The sequence below is a fragment of the Halomonas sp. H2 genome (assembly GCF_050215315.1).
Taxonomy (GTDB): Bacteria; Pseudomonadota; Gammaproteobacteria; order Pseudomonadales; family Halomonadaceae; genus Vreelandella.
The window spans coordinates 2122148-2139192 of the sequence record NZ_CP189760.1; the positions used below are offsets into that span (position 1 = coordinate 2122148).

Consider the following 17045-nt stretch of genomic DNA (forward strand, 5'->3'; position numbering starts at 1 on the left):
ACATGACAGATGCCTCCAACCAGACAGCCGTATTACCCGTTGAGCAACTGCGCGACGGGGTCAACGCGCTGATGCAAACGGTAACCACCCTGCTAGAGGGCGAAGCAACGTTAGCAACTCTCGAAACCGCCTTGATTAGCCATGATGCGCTATTTGATCAGTTAGCCGTTCACTCGTTAGATGCCTCCACCCTCGCTGCGCTTGAGCGTATTGAGCAATTTATTACGGTATGTGCCGGTCACTACTATCAAGCCGCTCACGACACGCTAGATGAACCACAAATCAATCGCTTCATTTCACTTTTTGCGCGCTGGCTACTCGCCCTCGACGGTATCGGGCCGGCAACCGCGCAACAGCTTTTTCAACAGGGCGTTTATACCCCAGAGCAATTTTTTGCATTAACACCTGAGGCGCTAGCCAAGCTCCAATTATCCCCGGCTACACTGGCTAGACTTATCCCCTTGCACGCCCATCACCCCCACTGATGCGAGACAGCTAAACAAGCTGTCGATCTATAACCGTGTTACACTGCCCCGCTTATTGCTGACACGTAAGTTTCTGGTGTGTCCGTGCACATCAGATCGCAGCGCTCCTTCGCGCTGTAGCCTTCACGTCTCCTGTCACGGTCATCCACGGCTAACCAACGACCATCGCGGCACGCTTAGATATCTGGCACACTTCGCGGCCGCGAAGGTGAATCAACCTCGCTTTTTGAACATTACATCTAGTGGCAACAACTACTTACCGGTACTGAATCACTAGGTGACTGCGGAGAACGCATGAGCTTTTCTGAACTTGGCCTGCACGCCGATTTGTTACGCGCTGTCACAGCGCAAGGTTACACCGAACCTACTCCGATTCAACGACAGGCCATCCCCGTCGTGTTAGAAGGTCGTGACATGTTAGCCAGCGCCCAAACCGGCACTGGCAAAACCGCTGGCTTTACGCTGCCAATGCTACAGCGCCTAAGCACGGGCAAACGACCTGGAAAACGTCAGGTGCGTGCGCTGGTACTAACCCCTACCCGCGAGCTTGCCGCTCAAGTCGGCGAAAGTGTTTCGACCTACGGCCAGCATCTTGCGCTACGCTCTCACATTATCTTTGGCGGCGTGGGTCAACAGCCCCAAATCGACGCACTAAAAGCCGGCCTGGATGTACTGGTGGCCACCCCAGGCCGCCTGCTGGATCTGCACCAACAAGGGCATGTCGACCTCTCCGCGGTTGAAATCTTAGTACTGGATGAAGCTGACCGTATGCTCGACATGGGCTTCATTCACGATATCAAGCGTCTGCTGCGCTTAGTGCCTAAAAAGCGCCAAAACCTGCTGTTCTCAGCCACGTTCTCTAATGAGATTCAAACCCTGGCTCAACAGCTGCTGGATAATCCCGCCATGATTGAAGTGGCGCCGCGTAACGCGACGGCAGAGAAAATCGAGCAGGCGATTTACCGGGTAGATCGTGAGAAAAAGCGCGAACTGCTGGCCCATTTAATCCACCAGAATGGTTGGTTTCAAGTACTGGTGTTCACCCGTACCAAGCATGGCGCTAACCGGCTAGCAGAACAGCTCTCTAAGCAAGACATTCCCGCCATGGCTATCCATGGCAATAAAAGCCAGGGTGCACGCACCCGTGCATTAACGGCGTTTAAGAGCGGCGATTTGCAAGTACTGGTAGCGACCGACATTGCGGCCCGCGGCCTAGATATCAATGAACTACCCCATGTGGTCAATTTTGACCTACCCAACGTCGCCGAAGATTATGTCCACCGTATTGGGCGCACAGGGCGCGCTGGCAGCAATGGCGAGGCAGTCTCGCTGGTCTGTGTTGATGAACATGCCCTGCTCGGCAATATTGAGCGGCTGATCAAACAGTCACTCCCGAAGCATATAGAGCCCGGTTTTGAGCCTGACCCCAGCATTAAACCTGAGCCTATCGAAAACGGACGTCGCAATCAGCGCCAGCCGCGTGCTAAACGCAAACCCGAAGGCCAGAGTGCCAATGCCAGTGGTGAGCGTAAACGACGCGCCCGCCGCTAGCTCCGAGACCTGGAATATGCGAAGGTGTCACCTTTGCATATTCCAAGCGGCTGTTTTCAGCAGCTATTTTTAGCCTTTAGGCATGAGCAATTTTTCATGGAGTGACTATGGCGTCTTCCCAACTTATGGCCGAGTACCGCCAATGGCTGACATTTCAACGTCAAGAACAGCTCAGCCGCGAACATCAAGGAATTGTCCAGCGATTAGAAGATGCACGCGCCTCTGCTAATCAAGTGGTTCAGGCTTATCGCAGCATGGCCGAAAAAGCGTCTGTTGAAGGTGCTTGCTACCGCACGCTGTTCTTACGCCAACGCGACGACAATCACGCGCTACCCTGCGAAGGTTGGCTGTTTGTTCGCCGCGTACTTAGCGAAGGCAACAGCACTCGTGTGCGCGTCACCCTGCTTGAAACCTTTAGCCTTGAAGACGGCATCATGGCGCCAGGCGATAAACCTGCACGCAAGCTAACATTAGAAATATTCGACCAGTTGCATATGGATAAAGGCATGCGCACTAGCGTTAGGGTTGACTGCTTGGATACCCCCCAGGATTACCACTTCATTACGCTACTCGACGCCGTTCGCGGAGACTTGCGCCCTCATCTCAAGTAAGCACTGGCATGAAATAAGCACAGACATGGCTTCTCGTCGTTCAATTACGTTTATTCTGCTGATGGTCGTGGTGGGGCTAAATTTACGCCCCGCCATGTCCTCAGTTGCCCCCTTACTAACCCGGCTACAAGAGAGTGCGGGGCTTTCCGCTACCGCCGCGGGCCTGCTCACCACGCTTCCTGTGCTGTTTTTAGGCCTATCCGCTCCGCTTGCCCCTACGCTTGCAAAGCGACTGGGTAGCGAACGAGCGCTAAGCGCAGCGTTGATACTGCTTGCCGCAGGGCTTATTTTGCGAGGCCTACCACTCCCTAGCGTGCTATTTATCGGCTCAGCAATGGCAGGCTGCGCGATTGGCATTGGCGGCACCCTGCTGCCTGCCTTGGTTAAACGTGAACTGCCTGAAAGCGCGGACCTGCTTACCGGGCTTTACACCATGGCGCTGTGTTTAGGGGGCGCCCTGGGGGCAGGGTTTAGTGTACCGCTCACCCAACTGCTTGGTAGTTGGCAGGCAAGCTTGATGAGCTGGTCATTACTGGCGCTATTCGCGCTTGTACTGTGGCACTTTCAGATGCCCCGCTCGGCTCTCACAAACAGCTCCGCCCCACCTAAAAGCGGTATTTTACGCTTGCTTAAACAGCCGCTTACCTGGCAGGTCATGCTGTTTATGGGCATTCAATCTTCAATGGCGTATATCGTGTTTGGCTGGCTGCCAACGCTGCTAATTGATCGCGGCTATAACGAGGCCGATGCGGGCTGGACCATGGCGGTTTCCATCATGTGTCAGTTGGCTTCCGCACTGGGCGCTCCCTGGCTCGCACGCATGGGAAAAGACCAGCGCCCCGCATTGCTATTAGTGTTGTTAAGCACCGCCATGGGGCTTTGGATGCTATTGATAGCGCCACTGGTATGGAAGTGGCCCGGCGCCGCCCTGCTGGGTATCGGCCAAGGGGGCAGCTTTAGCCTGGCGCTAAGCCTGTTAGTTTTACGCACGGCCAACTCCCGCCTTGCTGGCCAGCTCTCAGGGCTTGTCCAAGGCGGTGGCTATACACTGGCAGCGCTCGGGCCTTTTGGCGTGGGGGTAATGCTCCAATCTGGCGCCAGCACCTCACATATCGCCTGGCTGTTAATTGTTCTGCTCACTGTTTGCTGTGGCTTTGCGTTACTGGCTGGACGCAATCGGCGCTTAGATGACCAAAGCGGCGGGCTTTTGGTAGAGCACGTTACTCGCACTCCTTGACTCGTATTTACTGACTCTCCAGGAAAAGGCCATGAGCTCCCACTCCCCTTTATCTGAAACGCCGCCCAGTGAACATCACATTCTGGTTATTTATACGGGCGGTACAATCGGCATGCAGCAGCAAGCCCATGGGTTGGCGCCGAGCGGCGACTTTGCCACCCGCATGGCCACTGCCCTTAATCAGTTACCGCTTGCCCAACAGCAAGCCCTCCCGCCTTATGAGGTTATTAGCTATGCCACGCTAATAGATTCAAGCGCTGCCACACCGCTTAGCTGGCATCAGCTCGCCCGCGACGTGACTAACCAACTAACGGCCTACGCTGGCTTTGTCATTATTCATGGCACGGATACCCTTAGCTGGACCGCTGCCAGCTTAGCCTATCAGTTGCAGGGATTGGATCGACCGGTGGTAGTGACGGGCTCCATGCTGCCACTGGAAACGCCCGGCAGCGACGCCCTGGGCAATGTGTATGGCGCTCTGCAGTTCGCCGCCAAGCCCGCGCTCAAAGAGGTGGCTATTTACTTTGCCGGGCAATTGTTGCGGGGCGCACGCGCCATTAAGCAGCACAGCGAAGCACCCGATGCCTTTGCAAGCCCCAACTACCCCCTGCTCGGCGAGCGAGTAGGCGACGATTTTGTTTATTACCCAAGCCGTGGTCTTGGCCTGCAACAACGTGGCGCTCCCCGTTTTGAGCTACCTGACTACCGCTTGGTTAATCAAGGCGAGGTGGTACGCATAGTACTGTGGCCGGGAATTTCAGCTTGGCAGTTGGAGGCTTGGCTGGGTGATTCGCGTGTTAAAGGCGCCCTTCTACAGCTCTGGGGCGCTGGCAACATACCCGAGGAACCTGGCTTGCTGGAAGTATTGGCTAAAGCCAGCGGCGAAGGCAAACTGCTTGCCGCCATTAGCCAGTGCCCGCAGGGAAGCGTTCAACTGGGCGCTTATGCAGCAGGCCATGGACTTAGCGATGCAGGCATTTTAGCCGGTGATGGCATGACGCCCGAGGCTGCCTTCACCAAATTAATCCATGTGCTCGCTCAGCCGCTCTCTTTAGCGGATCAGCGCCGTCGCTTTTTAGCCTCACTTGTGGGTGAGCGTTAATCCATCCAGGTGCTTGAGAGCTGGCGTAAGCTCAGATTCAGGCTATGGTGTAGGTGATAACCTAACAGTTTGAAGGAGCAACAAATTATGCAAAAGCCGGTACACCATTTTAGCGAACTATTCGAGCAGTTGGGGCTGGCTTCTGATGCAGATTCTATTGAGCGCTTTATACAGCGTAACGCTCCGCTACCTGAAACAATGCCGCTGGCTGAAGCCCCTTGCTGGAACGAGGGGCAGGCCGAGTTTCTAAAAGAAGCAATAGATGAAGACGCCGATTGGGCCGAGGTGGTCGATCACCTTGATGCCTCAATGCATAAATCTCACTAGAATTAGCTGCTCTCTTTACGTGTCTCGCGCCGCTTCTACGCGGCGCCTATACCAGGCACCTGTCAGCAGTAATATCGCTAAGGCGATCAACGGTAGCACAACATCAAACTGCAGGGCATTCCCCTCTTCGATAGCCTCTAAGGCGCCATAGATCGCACTACTATAGACGCCCCACTTTATCGATAAACCAAGCGCCGCTGCCAAAAGGTAAGTTTTAAGGGAGATGCTGCGCAAACCTGCAGCGAAATTGATAACCGAGTGGGGAAAGCCTGGCAATACCCGCAATGCGCACTGTGTCATTAAATCACTACGTTGTTCCAACATCTGCATGACTTTCAAAGTCAGCCCTTTAGGGCTCCAACGCTGGCTTGCTCTCGCGGCTAATTGATAAGCCCCCAACGCCCCCGCCACGCTACTTAGTGTCAGCATTACCGTGGCAATCAGCGGTGGGTAAAAGGGCGCAATAAGCCATAGTCCAATACTGCCGGGCAATCCTATAGATAAGGTAACGGCCATAATTACCATCACCCCTATAATCACTACAGGATGATGCGTCGTCTGGGCAGCCCACTGTTTAACCGCCATCAAATCTGGTGAATACCATAGCCACAGATAGGCCAGCATAGCGAGACATGCAAAACCGAACGCCCAGCGCCACGGCTGCCTTGGTGAGCTGCTCATTCAAGCGTGCTTATCATTTAAACGCGCTTCAACACGCTCAAGGATTTGACCACTCACTTTGCCCACTAACGGCTTAGCGGCTTTATTGACCGCCTTTTCCATTAAGCGATTGCGAATTTCATAGCTCAGCGTCAACGCCACCTCGGTACCTTCCAGCACTTCGCGAAGCTGGTAACGCCCCTGGTTTTTAACCCCATCTAGCGACTCCCAAGCAAGCACGTTGGGGGGCTGAATTTCGGTCACCAGTACATCAAATGCCCAGTCCATACCCACAGCACGCACGTGCCATCGATAGCGGTTTTCGCCCAATGAATCAATCGAACGAATTAGGTCAGAGTAACCAGCAAAGTCTTCAATACGGCGCAGGAGTTCAAATACGCGCTCGGGTGGTGCGTTAACGATTTCACTGTGTTCAATGGTAGCCATTGGTTTCCCTCTAACAGCGTGGCTGGCTAGCGTAGCATGTTGATATTAATGCTGCCCGCCAACGCACTTTTTAGCGCTAATGGTGACATCAAGAGTCGCTAGAACTGGTCAGATTAACGACTTTTGCGTAAACTGCCGCCCTTCCGGACCGGACCCCGGAACGCCGCACCAGCTAACCGCTGCTCGCGATTAACAAATTCTCCGACAAAGAGTGTTTTCTCATGTCATCAATACCCCCAGTGGCTGCTGGCACAGCGACCACTACCGTTGTTATCTACTCCGGTGGAATGGACTCCTATACCGTGCTTCACCGCGCGCTGCGTGAAGGCCTTACCGTACACGCGCTCTCATTTGACTATGGCCAACGGCATGCTCGCGAACTCGACACGGCACGCCAGGTTTGCGCCTCACTTAGCGTACCCCATCAAGTCGTCGATATCCGAGCGATTCACGGCCTGATCGATAATTCGGCGCTCACCAACCCCGACCAGGCAATGCCCCAGGGTGATTATGACGCGGACAATCTGCGCGCCACTGTGGTGCCTAACCGTAATATGATGCTGCTCTCCCTGGCGATTGCCAAGGCCGTCAATATTGGTGCAGAACGCGTCGACTACGGCGCCCATGGCGGCGACCACGTCCTCTACCCTGACTGTCGCCCCGAATTCGTCGAGGCGATGAATCAAGTAGCGGGCATTGCCAACTTCGAGCCGGTAACGCTACACGCCCCGTATTTATACACCAGTAAGGCCGACATTTTGCGCGAAGGTCTTGCCATGGGGTTGGATTACGCCCATACCTGGACGTGCTACGAGGGCCGTGAGCTCGCTTGTGGGGTTTGTGGCAGCTGCCGCGAACGGCTGGCCGCGTTTGCGGCCAACGGTGTCACCGACCCATTGGCTTATAGCGTGAACAGTGCAGTAGGTCAGCGCTGATGTATCAGGTCAAAGAAGCGTTTTATACCCTGCAAGGGGAAGGAGCTCAGGCCGGCAGAGCTAGCGTTTTCTGTCGCTTTAGCGGCTGCAATCTATGGTCTGGCCGTGAGGTTGACCGAGCAACGGCTAAATGCACCTTTTGCGATACTGATTTTATCGGCACTAACGGCATCAATGGCGGAAAGTTTGCTAACGCCAGCGCGCTAGCCGAGCACATCACTGCACTCTGGCCCGCTCAAAGCGTCAATGCACAGACCGACGCAAAGGCCTATGCAACGCCCTATGTGGTGTTCACCGGCGGTGAGCCTTTACTGCAGCTCGATAGCGCATTGATCACCGCTCTGCACCAGCATGGCTTTGAGGTGGCCGTTGAGACCAACGGTACACTAGCACCGCCTCCCGGCATCGATTGGCTCTGCGTTAGCCCTAAAGGCAGCAACCCGTTAGCCGTAACCCAGGGCGATGAGCTGAAGCTGGTTTTCCCCCAAACCGATGCACCTCCTGAAAAGTTTACAAGCCTTGGCTTTAAACACTTTTTTCTACAACCGATGGATCTTGCCCCTTTAAACCAGCATAAGACAACCGTCGTTGAGACGACCGCTTACTGTATGGCAAATCCACAGTGGCGTTTATCACTACAAATGCACAAATTAGCAGGCTTTGATTAATGTCTTTATTTGTTAAACAACTAACGCATATCGACGCCTCCCTTTGGTGCCCAAAGCGCGGTCTTGTCGGCTGTAGCTGGCAGGTGGACGCCGTGCTGGATGGCGAGCTGGGCGAAGATGGTATGCTGTTCGATTTCGGTGAAGTCAAACCGTGGATCAAACGCACGCTAGATAGCGGCCTTGATCATACGCTACTGGTACCTACCCAGGCCCAGGGTGTCAACGTTACTGAATGTCCTGAAGGGCTGTGTATTACCACGACCACACCCTACCCAATGGAAGTACGCGGGCCTCATGAGGCGTTTAGCCTGCTCCCCTGGCACGCCATTACGCTGGACACCGTCGCCGAGCATTTAAGCCAACAGCTAACCGAGCAACGGCCCACTAACGTGCATCAAGTCACTTTAACGCTAAGCGACGAGGCCATTGAAGGTGCAGCCTACGGTTATAGCCACGGCTTGAAACAGCATACCGGCAATTGCCAGCGCATTGCCCACGGCCATCGGTCACGACTGTATATCTGGCAGAACAATGAACGTCAGCTGCGACTGGAACAGCAGTGGGCGGCATGGCTGGATAATCGCTACTTACTTGAAGAAGCAGATATTGCGGCGCACGATAGCGACACCCTTAGCTGTCGCTATCAGGCCGCCCAGGGAGAGTTTGCGATTACTCTGCCCAGATCTTTGTGTGCCGTACTGCCAGGCCCCACTACGGTCGAAAATATAGCGGCTTGGTTAGCCAAAGAGATCGCCACCCAGAGCGGGATCGACACACGTATTCAAGCGTTCGAGGGCGTCAATAAAGGCGCGATTGCCATGTTTTCACCCAGTGCTATGCCAAGTACTGTGCCAAGTACTGTGCCAAGTGCTATGCCATGAGTGAAGGCTGTCGGGCGGGGTGTGGCGCTTGCTGCATCGCGCCCTCCATTAGTTCAGCAATTCCCGGAATGCCTAATGGCAAGCCGGCCGGCGTGCGCTGTGTACAGCTAGATGAGCATAATTTATGTCGTCTATTTAGCGACCCTAGCCGTCCAGCGGTGTGCGAACGCTTTAAGTTTGACGCCAGCGTGTGTGGGGAACGCCGTGATGAGGCGCTCGCCACACTGACTTGGTTAGAACAGGACACCTGCTAGCCTTCAATGCCCACCAGGTGCGGTAAGCGACGATCCAGCAGGCTGATCCAACGGGTCAGCACCGGCGCATCGCTGTGACTGACTTCACTTAATAACCGCCTAAAACTCTCTTTAGCCTGCTGGTCGTTGGGTTCAATACGCGTTAACCATAGCTCAAGCGCGGCTAATTCCTGGTGACGATTACCGTGTTCGCGGGATTGGTTAATCGCCATTTCAGCCAGTGCCTTCACTTCATTGGCGGGGTGGCCTAGCAGATCACGCACCTTGGCCAACTGGGTGGCTAACTCGGGTAAAAACAGCGTTGTGCGCTCACGGGCGATGACCAAACACTGGTCCAGGTAATCTTCCGCAGCATTTAACTCACCAAGCTCAATACAGGCATCCGAGTACCACAGTACCGGTCGTTGGTAGCGATCCCGTCCATTCAGCTCCGCCATTTGGTCTAAGCTATCACGCACCTGAATTAACCCGGCTGCATCCCCTGCCAGCGCCCGCTGCCAACCCAAAATACTTTGGGCGGAGATCTGCCACAGCTGTAAATCCGGCGTGCCGGTCATTGCCGCCGCCCGTTCCGCGTGCCGGGCAGCCAGATGGACGTGGCCAAGTTGGCGGTATAGTGAGGCGGCAAATAGCAGCGCCAGCGCCAAGGTGCCGGGATGGGCAATTTTCTCTGCCAGCCGAATCGCCGCCGAAACCTGGCGCTCGGCGCGCAGATAATCACCACGCAAACACAACGCCCAGCCCTGGAAACAGGCGGCAGTTACTTGCGGGTGATCGGAGAACGGCAGCCACTCGATCATCATCTGTACATTGAGCGGATCAATTTCATCTAAATGATCATAGGCCTGCTGAATACGCCCAGCCCAATATTCACAGTTAGCGCGCGCATAGTCAGCCAAACGCCGGTAGCGTGGGTCTTCAAGCCGTCCGGCAATATCCGCAAGTGTCGAAGCGAGCGCAAAAGCATCCGCATGGGCATAACGCTGGCTACGCCCTACCCAGAGCCCCCACTTAACCAAGAAAATTTGCTCTAAATCTTCGGGGTCTTCCAAGCTATCGCTACCCGATTCATGCAGCAGTTCGCGGGCACGCACAAAGCTTTCGTGGGCAGTCGGCGAGCCGTGCCCTTCTAACGAAAACGCCGCCTGGCCGCGCACGGTCAGTAGGCTCACTTCACGCTCAATTTCGTGCTCTACGTGGCGCAGGCTGGCCAAGCCGCAATCGGCCATACGTAGCGCCGTTCGGTTGGCGCTGACTTTTAAAGCCTCCCGGGCAGCTAGCTCAAAGTAGCGCGCGCCTCGAGCGTAGTGGCCGCTGCGGCGTAAATGAGTGGCAAAATCACCGGGGTGGCGACTGATCCAAACTGGAAAGCGCTCCTCAATTAACGTTACCACCTGCTGGTGGAGTTTCACCCGTACATCCCGTGGGCAAGAGAGGTAGGCCGCTTCCTGCAACAGTTGATGGCTAAATTGATACTCGTGTTCACCACTGTCTTTTTCAACCGGCTCAACAATTTCCAATGCCCGCATATGCTCAAGCGCTTGGTTGAGGCGGCCTTTTTCCCAACCGCTACACTCAAGCAGGAAATCCAGCCGGAAACGCTTACCCAACACTGCCGCCACATGCGCAATGTCGCGATCGCTTTCTAACTGATCAATACGACTTGCCAACAGACCTAACAGACCTTTGGGCAGCTCGTCGAACTGCACACTGCGCCCTTCACGGCGGTCCATATCCAGACGTCGGCAGATCTCCTGCATATACAGCGGTACGCCATCACAGCGCTCGATAATTTGATTACGCAATCGCGGACTCAGGTGAATGCGATAACGGCGAGATAGCTGAGACAGAAGCCGCGAAGACTGTTGTGCGTCTAAATTGCCGAGGCTGATTTGCTGATCCCAGTGTAGTTTCACCGACAGCGGTTCTCGGCCATGGTGGCTAGCCACTAGCATAAAGGCGGTATTAATCGGTAAACGCGCCTGCAGGCCGGCTAAAACTTTAAAGGAGGGTTCGTCAAGCCACTGTAGATCGTCAATCATCAACACCAGCGTGTGAGTAGTGGCTTGGCGTTCAATTAAGCATTGCAGTAGCATCACCACAAGCTCAACCGCTTCACCACTTTGAGCAAGCTGGGTAACCTCCTGAACGTCATGAACGCCAAGCGCCTCTTCCAGCAAATACTGGCGGGCTGGCCCCAGCTGATCAAACCCTAGCGTTGCTTGCAGCGTATGAATGGCCTCAAGGGTTAGCGTTTGCTGTAGATACCAGCTGACCAGTGTCCGGGCAACACCGTAAGGGTCTAGCACCGACAGCCGCGTGGTGGGCTGCCAGCAAATAGCCGCATCGCGACTGAGCTCAAGTTGGCGAAAACCGACCATCAGCGCCGATTTACCCATTCCAGAAGCCCCACGCACTAAGACACTTTGCCGCAAGCCAATGCCTGCCCGCGCTAACGCATCGCGCAGGGTGCGTAGCGAGGTTTCACGCCCTACCAAGCTAGGCGGCAGTGCATCACGGCCACCCTCGTTCTGGCCCAGCACCAGGGCGCGTAAGCGAACCCGGCCGTCGCTGGCGACCAGGCGCGACACCAGCCGTGGCTGAAGGTCAAGCGCCGGCGGCATGTGCTGGCTAGCCTCTTGAGAGATCACCAGCTCACTGCCCTCGGCGGCACTCATCAGCTCTAATGAAGTTTGGGTGACTTGCCCCAAGGGGTCGGCCAACTGCCGCTCAGGCAGATAAACCACCCGGCCACTGTGCAAGCCAGCGGCCAGTTCAAATTGCGGTACTTCATCCTCGCCTTCCCAGTGACGCGCACTCTCTTGGGGCAGCGCCTGGCGGCAATGCTCGTAGAGCGCTACCAATTCAGCCAGTTGATGGGCCGGGCCGTGGGTGCCAAAACAGGCCAACCCCAAACCGCCGGTAGCGCCAGGCAACCAAAAACCGCCCAGGTGATGGCACTGCTGCTCTAACCAACGCAATAACTCTAACTGCAGAGTAAGGCAGTGGCGCGTCGCAGCGCGATCTTGCCACTCCCCTTTTAAGCGCAGGCGTATTGCCATAACGGAGAGCTGACGTAGCTCAATTTCATCTTCACGCAGCGGTTTGCTGTCGGCAGCTAACGCGCGTGAAAAAGCCCCCTGAGGGCTCATCATGCGCGGGTCGTGGTGGCCATCAGACCAGTAACTGGCTAATTGTAAAAAGCTTGGCTCTGGCTGCTGGCCCGACAATGCCAATAGCTGTAAGTAGCTATTATATTGTTCGTGCGCGGCGGCCATTTGATTTTGCTCGGCGAGCTGGCGTACCAAACGCTCATGAAAAGGACCGTAGCCGGAAAAACGACTGACCAAGGTTTCCAAGGTAGGGTCAGGAACATCGGCGTGCGCTTCAAGCACCTGTTCAGCAAACCGAATGACCCGTTGACGCCACTCGTTGCGTACCTGAACTAACCAGCGCTGAAATTCACTGCAGCTTGCTAGCTGTAGCTCTTCAATCAAGTCGCCTTGGTAACAGGCCATCAAGGCTTCAAGGGTATCTAAGTCGCGGGGGCCTTCCAGTAATTGCTGAAGCGCATGCAGATCCACTTGCCAATTGGTGGGCAGCTGGAAGGCAATCGTTTGCCGCGAGACACTTAACACTTGGTCCGCGCTCTCGCCTAATGACTGGCGTAAACAGTGCAGCGCGTGACGCAGATTCGTTCTACCCGACGACACCCCCTGGTCAGGCCACAAAAGCTCTGCCAAGGCGGCTCGATTAACCGGCTGACGATGCAGCAGGAGATAAACGAGCAACGCCTTTACTTTATCGTAGCTAAAATGGGTTAATAAATCTTCGCCTTGAGTAAGCGAAAAGTGGCCAAAAAGGGTTAACTGGCCAGTCTCACGAGCATCGCGCATGATAAACATCCTGCCGAGCTAAGCGGCTTAAGCTGGTACACCGCTATGAAAACGAAAAGCCGTATCGGGCGAAGTAATCAGCTCCGCTTCACGCGCCACAAAAAAAGCGATCCGCTCATCAATCGAGTCAGCTGTTTGCTGGCGTGCCAGCAACAAATAGTCCTCAAAATGACGACCTTCGGACTTCACTAATGTGCGATAAAACCTAGCGAGTTCTTCGTCTAAATAAGGGATTAAGCAAGCGAAGCGTTCACAGCTACGCGCTTCAATGAGAGCACCAATGATTAGCACATCAATTAGCCGTTCGGGGTCATTACTGCGCAGGTGGCGTCTGAGCCCTTCGGCGTAGCGAGAGGCTGTTAAATGCTGATAGGCCACACCACGTGACACCATCAGGGCAACCACCTGCTCAAAATGCAGCAGCTCTTCGCGCGCTAATTGAGACATTTTGCTCAACAATAGCGGCTGGTCTACGTAGCGATAGAGCAAGCTCATAGCCGTTGATGCGGCTTTTTTTTCACACTGTGCATGGTCTATCAACAGCGTTTCAGGGTTCTCCAACGCCCACTGCAACCACGCTTCAGGCGTTGCACAAGCCAAAAACTGGTGCAAACTTTCCGGCAGTAAGTCATCAGTTTTTAGCGTGTGCCTGGCCGTTGTTAACGGGCTGGTTGGTAATGCACTCGTTTCTGATGAACCAGCTCCTGATGGATTATTTTTTAATGAACCAGTTTTTAATGAACTAGCTTCTGATGAAACAGGTTGTATCGACATATCACCGCCACCGACCTTGTATCTCACTGTTGTACAACATTCAAGCACACGAGGAGCCTAGTTCCCTGTTGCATGCGATTCTTTATAAATTGCACCACCTATTGCTAATGTAGGCTTACGCTTAAAAATGCTCCACACATTTTTTACACGCTCACACATGCGCCTTCAACACGTGCACATAAGCACTACAAGCAGGATGCTTTAAGGTTATAAGCTGAGGGTATGGTAACGCGCTGTAACCACAATCACACCCGCCTAGCCTTTGGTTAGCTACCAAACAGGCAAAAAATTTCATATTTTTACCGCAATAAGTTAATAAAAAGCTCTTTTTTGATTCGTTTAGATCTCAGCATCAACATAAAGTACAAGGCAGGTCTCTGCTTGCCAGCTTAACATTGTCGACAGTTTGGCGTAGAATCTCCGCTAATCAATCACACGCTGTTGTCAAGCGTATGCCATATGTGACCGGTTCCACTTTGTAATGCTGCGCGGCCAACACCGTGCAATGTGTGGGCGTCACCATAAAGTAAATGAGAACATAAATGAGAGGGCCCCAACGTGCTTGAAGCTTATTGCCAACATGTCGAGGAACGTGCCGCTGAGGGCGTCCCGCCCAAGCCTTTAACCGCCGAGCAAGTAGCGTCAGTTGTTGAACTACTCAAGACGCCCCCGGCCGGTGAAGAGGAGTTTATTCTCGATTTAATCACCAACCGGGTTCCGCCAGGCGTTGATGAAGCCGCCTATGTAAAAGCAGGTTTTCTAACCGCGATTGCTAAGGGTGAAGCGAGCTCTCCGCTGATCGACAAGATTCACGCCGTTAAGCTACTCGGCACCATGCAGGGTGGTTATAACATCGTCTCCATGGTTGAGCTCCTCGATAATGAAGAGCTTGCTCGTGAAGCGGGTGAACAGCTCAAGCACACGCTGCTGATGTTTGACGCCTTCCACGATGTGGAAACGCGCGCCAGAAACGGTAATAGCGTTGCCAAAGAAGTAATTCAGTCCTGGGCAGACGCCGAGTGGTTCCTCTCCAAGCCAGCACTGGCCGAAAAAATCACCCTGAGCGTCTTTAAAGTGCCGGGTGAAACCAATACCGATGACTTATCGCCAGCACCGGATGCCTGGTCACGCCCGGACATCCCGCTTCACGCTAATGCCATGCTTAAAAACGAGCGCGACGGTATTGACCCCGTCGTACCAGGCACAACGGGGCCGCTTAAACAGATCGAAGACGTTAAGGCCAAAGGCTTCCCGGTCGTTTACGTTGGTGACGTAGTGGGCACAGGCTCATCGCGTAAGTCAGCCACTAACTCCGTGCTATGGTTCTTTGGCGACGATATCCCCTACGCGCCCAACAAGCGCGCGGGTGGTTTCTGCTTTGGCAGTAAAATTGCCCCTATCTTCTTCAACACCATGGAAGACTCTGGCGCTCTGCCAGTAGAAATGGACGTCGCTAACCTGAACATGGGCGACGTCATCGACGTTTACCCCTACGCAGGTAAAGTTTGCCAACACGCAACCGATGACGTCATCACCACTTTCGAGCTCAAAACGCAGCTGATTCTGGATGAAGTACGCGCTGGCGGCCGTATTCCGCTAATCATTGGCCGCGGCCTGACCGGCAAGGCACGTGAATCGCTAGGCCTACCGACCTCTGACGTATTCCGTCTACCCGACCAACCCAAAGATACCGGCAAAGGATTTACGCTGGCTCAGAAAATGGTCGGTAAAGCCTGTGGCTTGGACGGCGTGCGCCCAGGTATGTACTGCGAACCCAAAATGACCACCGTCGGTTCGCAAGACACCACCGGCCCCATGACGCGTGATGAGTTGAAAGACTTGGCATGTCTAGGCTTTCAAGCCGATTTGGTGATGCAGTCTTTCTGCCATACCGCTGCCTACCCGAAGCCGGTCGACGTGGACACCCACCACACCCTGCCCGACTTCATCATGAACCGCGGCGGTGTTTCGTTGCGTCCTGGTGACGGCATCATCCACAGCTGGCTCAACCGTATGCTGCTGCCTGATACGGTTGGCACTGGCGGTGACTCGCATACCCGCTTCCCGCTGGGCATCTCTTTCCCGGCCGGTTCAGGTCTAGTAGCGTTCGCCGCTGCCACCGGCGTTATGCCGTTGGACATGCCGGAATCGGTACTGGTGCGCTTTAAAGGCAAGCGCCAGCCCGGCGTAACGCTACGCGACTTGGTTCACGCGATTCCGCTCTACGCGATCAAGCAAGGTCTGCTGACCGTTGATAAATCCAACAAGCAAAACGCCTTCTCAGGCCGCGTGTTGGAAATTGAAGGCTTGGAAGACCTGACCGTCGAGCAAGCGTTTGAGCTTTCTGACGCGTCCGCCGAGCGCTCGGCCGCCGGCTGTACCATTACGCTTTCAGAAGACAGCGTTAGCGAATACCTGAAGTCCAACATCACCCTGCTGAAGTGGATGATGGCTAACGGTTATGGCGATGAGCGCACTATTAGCCGCCGTATTGAAGGTATGCAAGCGTGGTTGGCCGACCCTAGTCTGATGCGTGCCGACCAAGATGCCGAGTACACCGAAATTATCGAAATTGACCTGGCTGAAATTAAAGAGCCGGTTCTATGTGCGCCGAATGACCCAGACGATGCCCGCCTGCTGTCTGATGTGGCAGGCCAGAAAATCGACGAAGTGTTTATCGGTTCATGCATGACAAACATCGGCCACTTCCGGGCTGCGGGCAAACTGCTTGAGAAGCAGCCTGCCGGTAGTTTGAAAACCCGGTTATGGCTGGCACCACCGACGAAAATGGATCAGCACCAGCTGACCGAAGAGGGCTACTACGGCATTTACGGCCGTGCCGGTGCCCGTATGGAAATGCCGGGTTGTTCACTATGTATGGGTAACCAGGCCCGCGTTGCTGCCAAAAGCACCGTGGTGTCCACATCTACACGTAACTTCCCGAACCGCCTTGGCGACGGTGCCAATGTGTATCTCGCCTCTGCAGAACTAGCGGCCGTTGCCGCAGTAGAAGGACGTCTGCCCAGCGTTGAAGAGTACCAGCGCTATATGGGAGAGTTTGACGCTATGGCGGGCGAGATTTATCGTTACATGAATTTTCACGAAATTGAGGAGTATCAGAAAATCGCCTCAAACGTGATTCCGGTCACTCAAGAAGCCTAACGCTAGTTCTGCTCTTGAGAAGGCCGCCCCATCGCCGATGCTCGCAACATCGCAG

The 17045-nt window shown here is 54.6% G+C and carries 15 protein-coding genes; 11 read left to right on the forward strand and 4 right to left on the reverse strand.

What is annotated here, in order from left to right; all coding sequences use genetic code 11:
• Window positions 1–2: 2 nt before the first annotated feature.
• The 6 genes from ACQE2I_RS09840 (at window position 3) to ACQE2I_RS09865 (ending at window position 5313) form a co-directional block, all read left to right on the forward strand.
• The gene (locus ACQE2I_RS09840) at window positions 3–485 is read left to right on the forward strand and encodes a helix-hairpin-helix domain-containing protein (protein WP_427027944.1); all 483 of its coding nucleotides are present in this window, start codon (window positions 3–5) and stop codon (window positions 483–485) included.
• A gap of 294 nt (window positions 486–779) precedes the next feature.
• Window positions 780–2036 (forward strand): DEAD/DEAH box helicase, encoded by a 1257-nt coding sequence (locus ACQE2I_RS09845; protein WP_427027945.1) that lies wholly within the window; start codon window positions 780–782, stop codon window positions 2034–2036.
• A gap of 107 nt (window positions 2037–2143) precedes the next feature.
• Window positions 2144–2647, forward strand: a complete 504-nt coding sequence (locus tag ACQE2I_RS09850) for a hypothetical protein (protein ID WP_427027946.1) — start codon at window positions 2144–2146, stop codon at window positions 2645–2647.
• A gap of 25 nt (window positions 2648–2672) precedes the next feature.
• Window positions 2673–3884 carry an MFS transporter gene (locus tag ACQE2I_RS09855; protein WP_427027947.1) on the forward strand — a complete coding sequence of 404 codons (1212 nt, stop codon included), beginning with the start codon at window positions 2673–2675 and terminating at the stop codon, window positions 3882–3884.
• A gap of 31 nt (window positions 3885–3915) precedes the next feature.
• The gene (locus ACQE2I_RS09860; protein ID WP_427027948.1) at window positions 3916–4986 is read left to right on the forward strand and encodes an asparaginase; all 1071 of its coding nucleotides are present in this window, start codon (window positions 3916–3918) and stop codon (window positions 4984–4986) included.
• 87 nt (window positions 4987–5073) lie between these two features.
• Window positions 5074–5313: a DUF2789 domain-containing protein gene (locus ACQE2I_RS09865; protein ID WP_427027949.1), complete on the forward strand. Its 240-nt coding sequence runs from the start codon at window positions 5074–5076 to the stop codon at window positions 5311–5313.
• Between the two features lie 15 nt (window positions 5314–5328).
• Here the strand turns inward: ACQE2I_RS09865 and ACQE2I_RS09870 are convergent, their stop codons facing one another.
• Together ACQE2I_RS09870 and ACQE2I_RS09875 are read right to left on the reverse strand one after the other, a co-directional pair.
• Window positions 5329–5994: a TVP38/TMEM64 family protein gene (locus ACQE2I_RS09870; protein ID WP_427027950.1), complete on the reverse strand. Its 666-nt coding sequence runs from the start codon at window positions 5992–5994 to the stop codon at window positions 5329–5331.
• A complete protein-coding gene (locus ACQE2I_RS09875) occupies window positions 5995–6420 on the reverse strand; it encodes an SRPBCC family protein (RefSeq protein WP_427027951.1) in 426 nt (141 codons plus the stop codon).
• Between the two features lie 221 nt (window positions 6421–6641).
• Here ACQE2I_RS09875 and queC point away from each other — a divergent pair, with 221 nt between their 5' ends.
• From queC to ACQE2I_RS09895, 4 genes are read left to right on the forward strand one after another with little or no spacing between them, the layout of a single operon-like run.
• The gene (gene queC, locus ACQE2I_RS09880) at window positions 6642–7355 is read left to right on the forward strand and encodes a 7-cyano-7-deazaguanine synthase QueC (RefSeq protein ID WP_427027952.1); all 714 of its coding nucleotides are present in this window, start codon (window positions 6642–6644) and stop codon (window positions 7353–7355) included.
• On the forward strand, window positions 7355–8023 hold the full coding sequence (gene queE, locus ACQE2I_RS09885; RefSeq protein WP_427027953.1) for a 7-carboxy-7-deazaguanine synthase: 669 nt from the start codon (window positions 7355–7357) through the stop codon (window positions 8021–8023). Before queC ends, queE begins: the two co-directional genes overlap by 1 nt.
• Entirely contained in the window at window positions 8023–8904 is an 882-nt protein-coding gene (locus tag ACQE2I_RS09890; RefSeq protein ID WP_427027954.1) for a 6-pyruvoyl trahydropterin synthase family protein, read from the forward strand. The genes queE and ACQE2I_RS09890 overlap by 1 nt, the downstream gene beginning before the upstream one ends.
• A complete protein-coding gene (locus tag ACQE2I_RS09895) occupies window positions 8901–9158 on the forward strand; it encodes a YkgJ family cysteine cluster protein (RefSeq protein WP_427027955.1) in 258 nt (85 codons plus the stop codon). The genes ACQE2I_RS09890 and ACQE2I_RS09895 overlap by 4 nt, the downstream gene beginning before the upstream one ends.
• Here the strand turns inward: ACQE2I_RS09895 and ACQE2I_RS09900 are convergent.
• Both ACQE2I_RS09900 and ACQE2I_RS09905 read right to left on the reverse strand, forming a co-directional pair.
• Entirely contained in the window at window positions 9155–13054 is a 3900-nt protein-coding gene (locus ACQE2I_RS09900; protein WP_427027956.1) for an AAA family ATPase, read from the reverse strand. The two genes, ACQE2I_RS09895 and ACQE2I_RS09900, sit on opposite strands and share 4 nt — an antisense overlap.
• 27 nt (window positions 13055–13081) lie before the next feature.
• A complete protein-coding gene (locus tag ACQE2I_RS09905) occupies window positions 13082–13828 on the reverse strand; it encodes a tRNA-(ms[2]io[6]A)-hydroxylase (RefSeq protein ID WP_427031425.1) in 747 nt (248 codons plus the stop codon).
• 558 nt (window positions 13829–14386) lie between these two features.
• Here ACQE2I_RS09905 and acnB point away from each other — a divergent pair.
• Window positions 14387–16990 (forward strand): bifunctional aconitate hydratase 2/2-methylisocitrate dehydratase, encoded by a 2604-nt coding sequence (gene acnB, locus ACQE2I_RS09910; protein WP_427027957.1) that lies wholly within the window; start codon window positions 14387–14389, stop codon window positions 16988–16990.
• The last annotated feature ends 55 nt before the right edge of the window (window positions 16991–17045 follow it).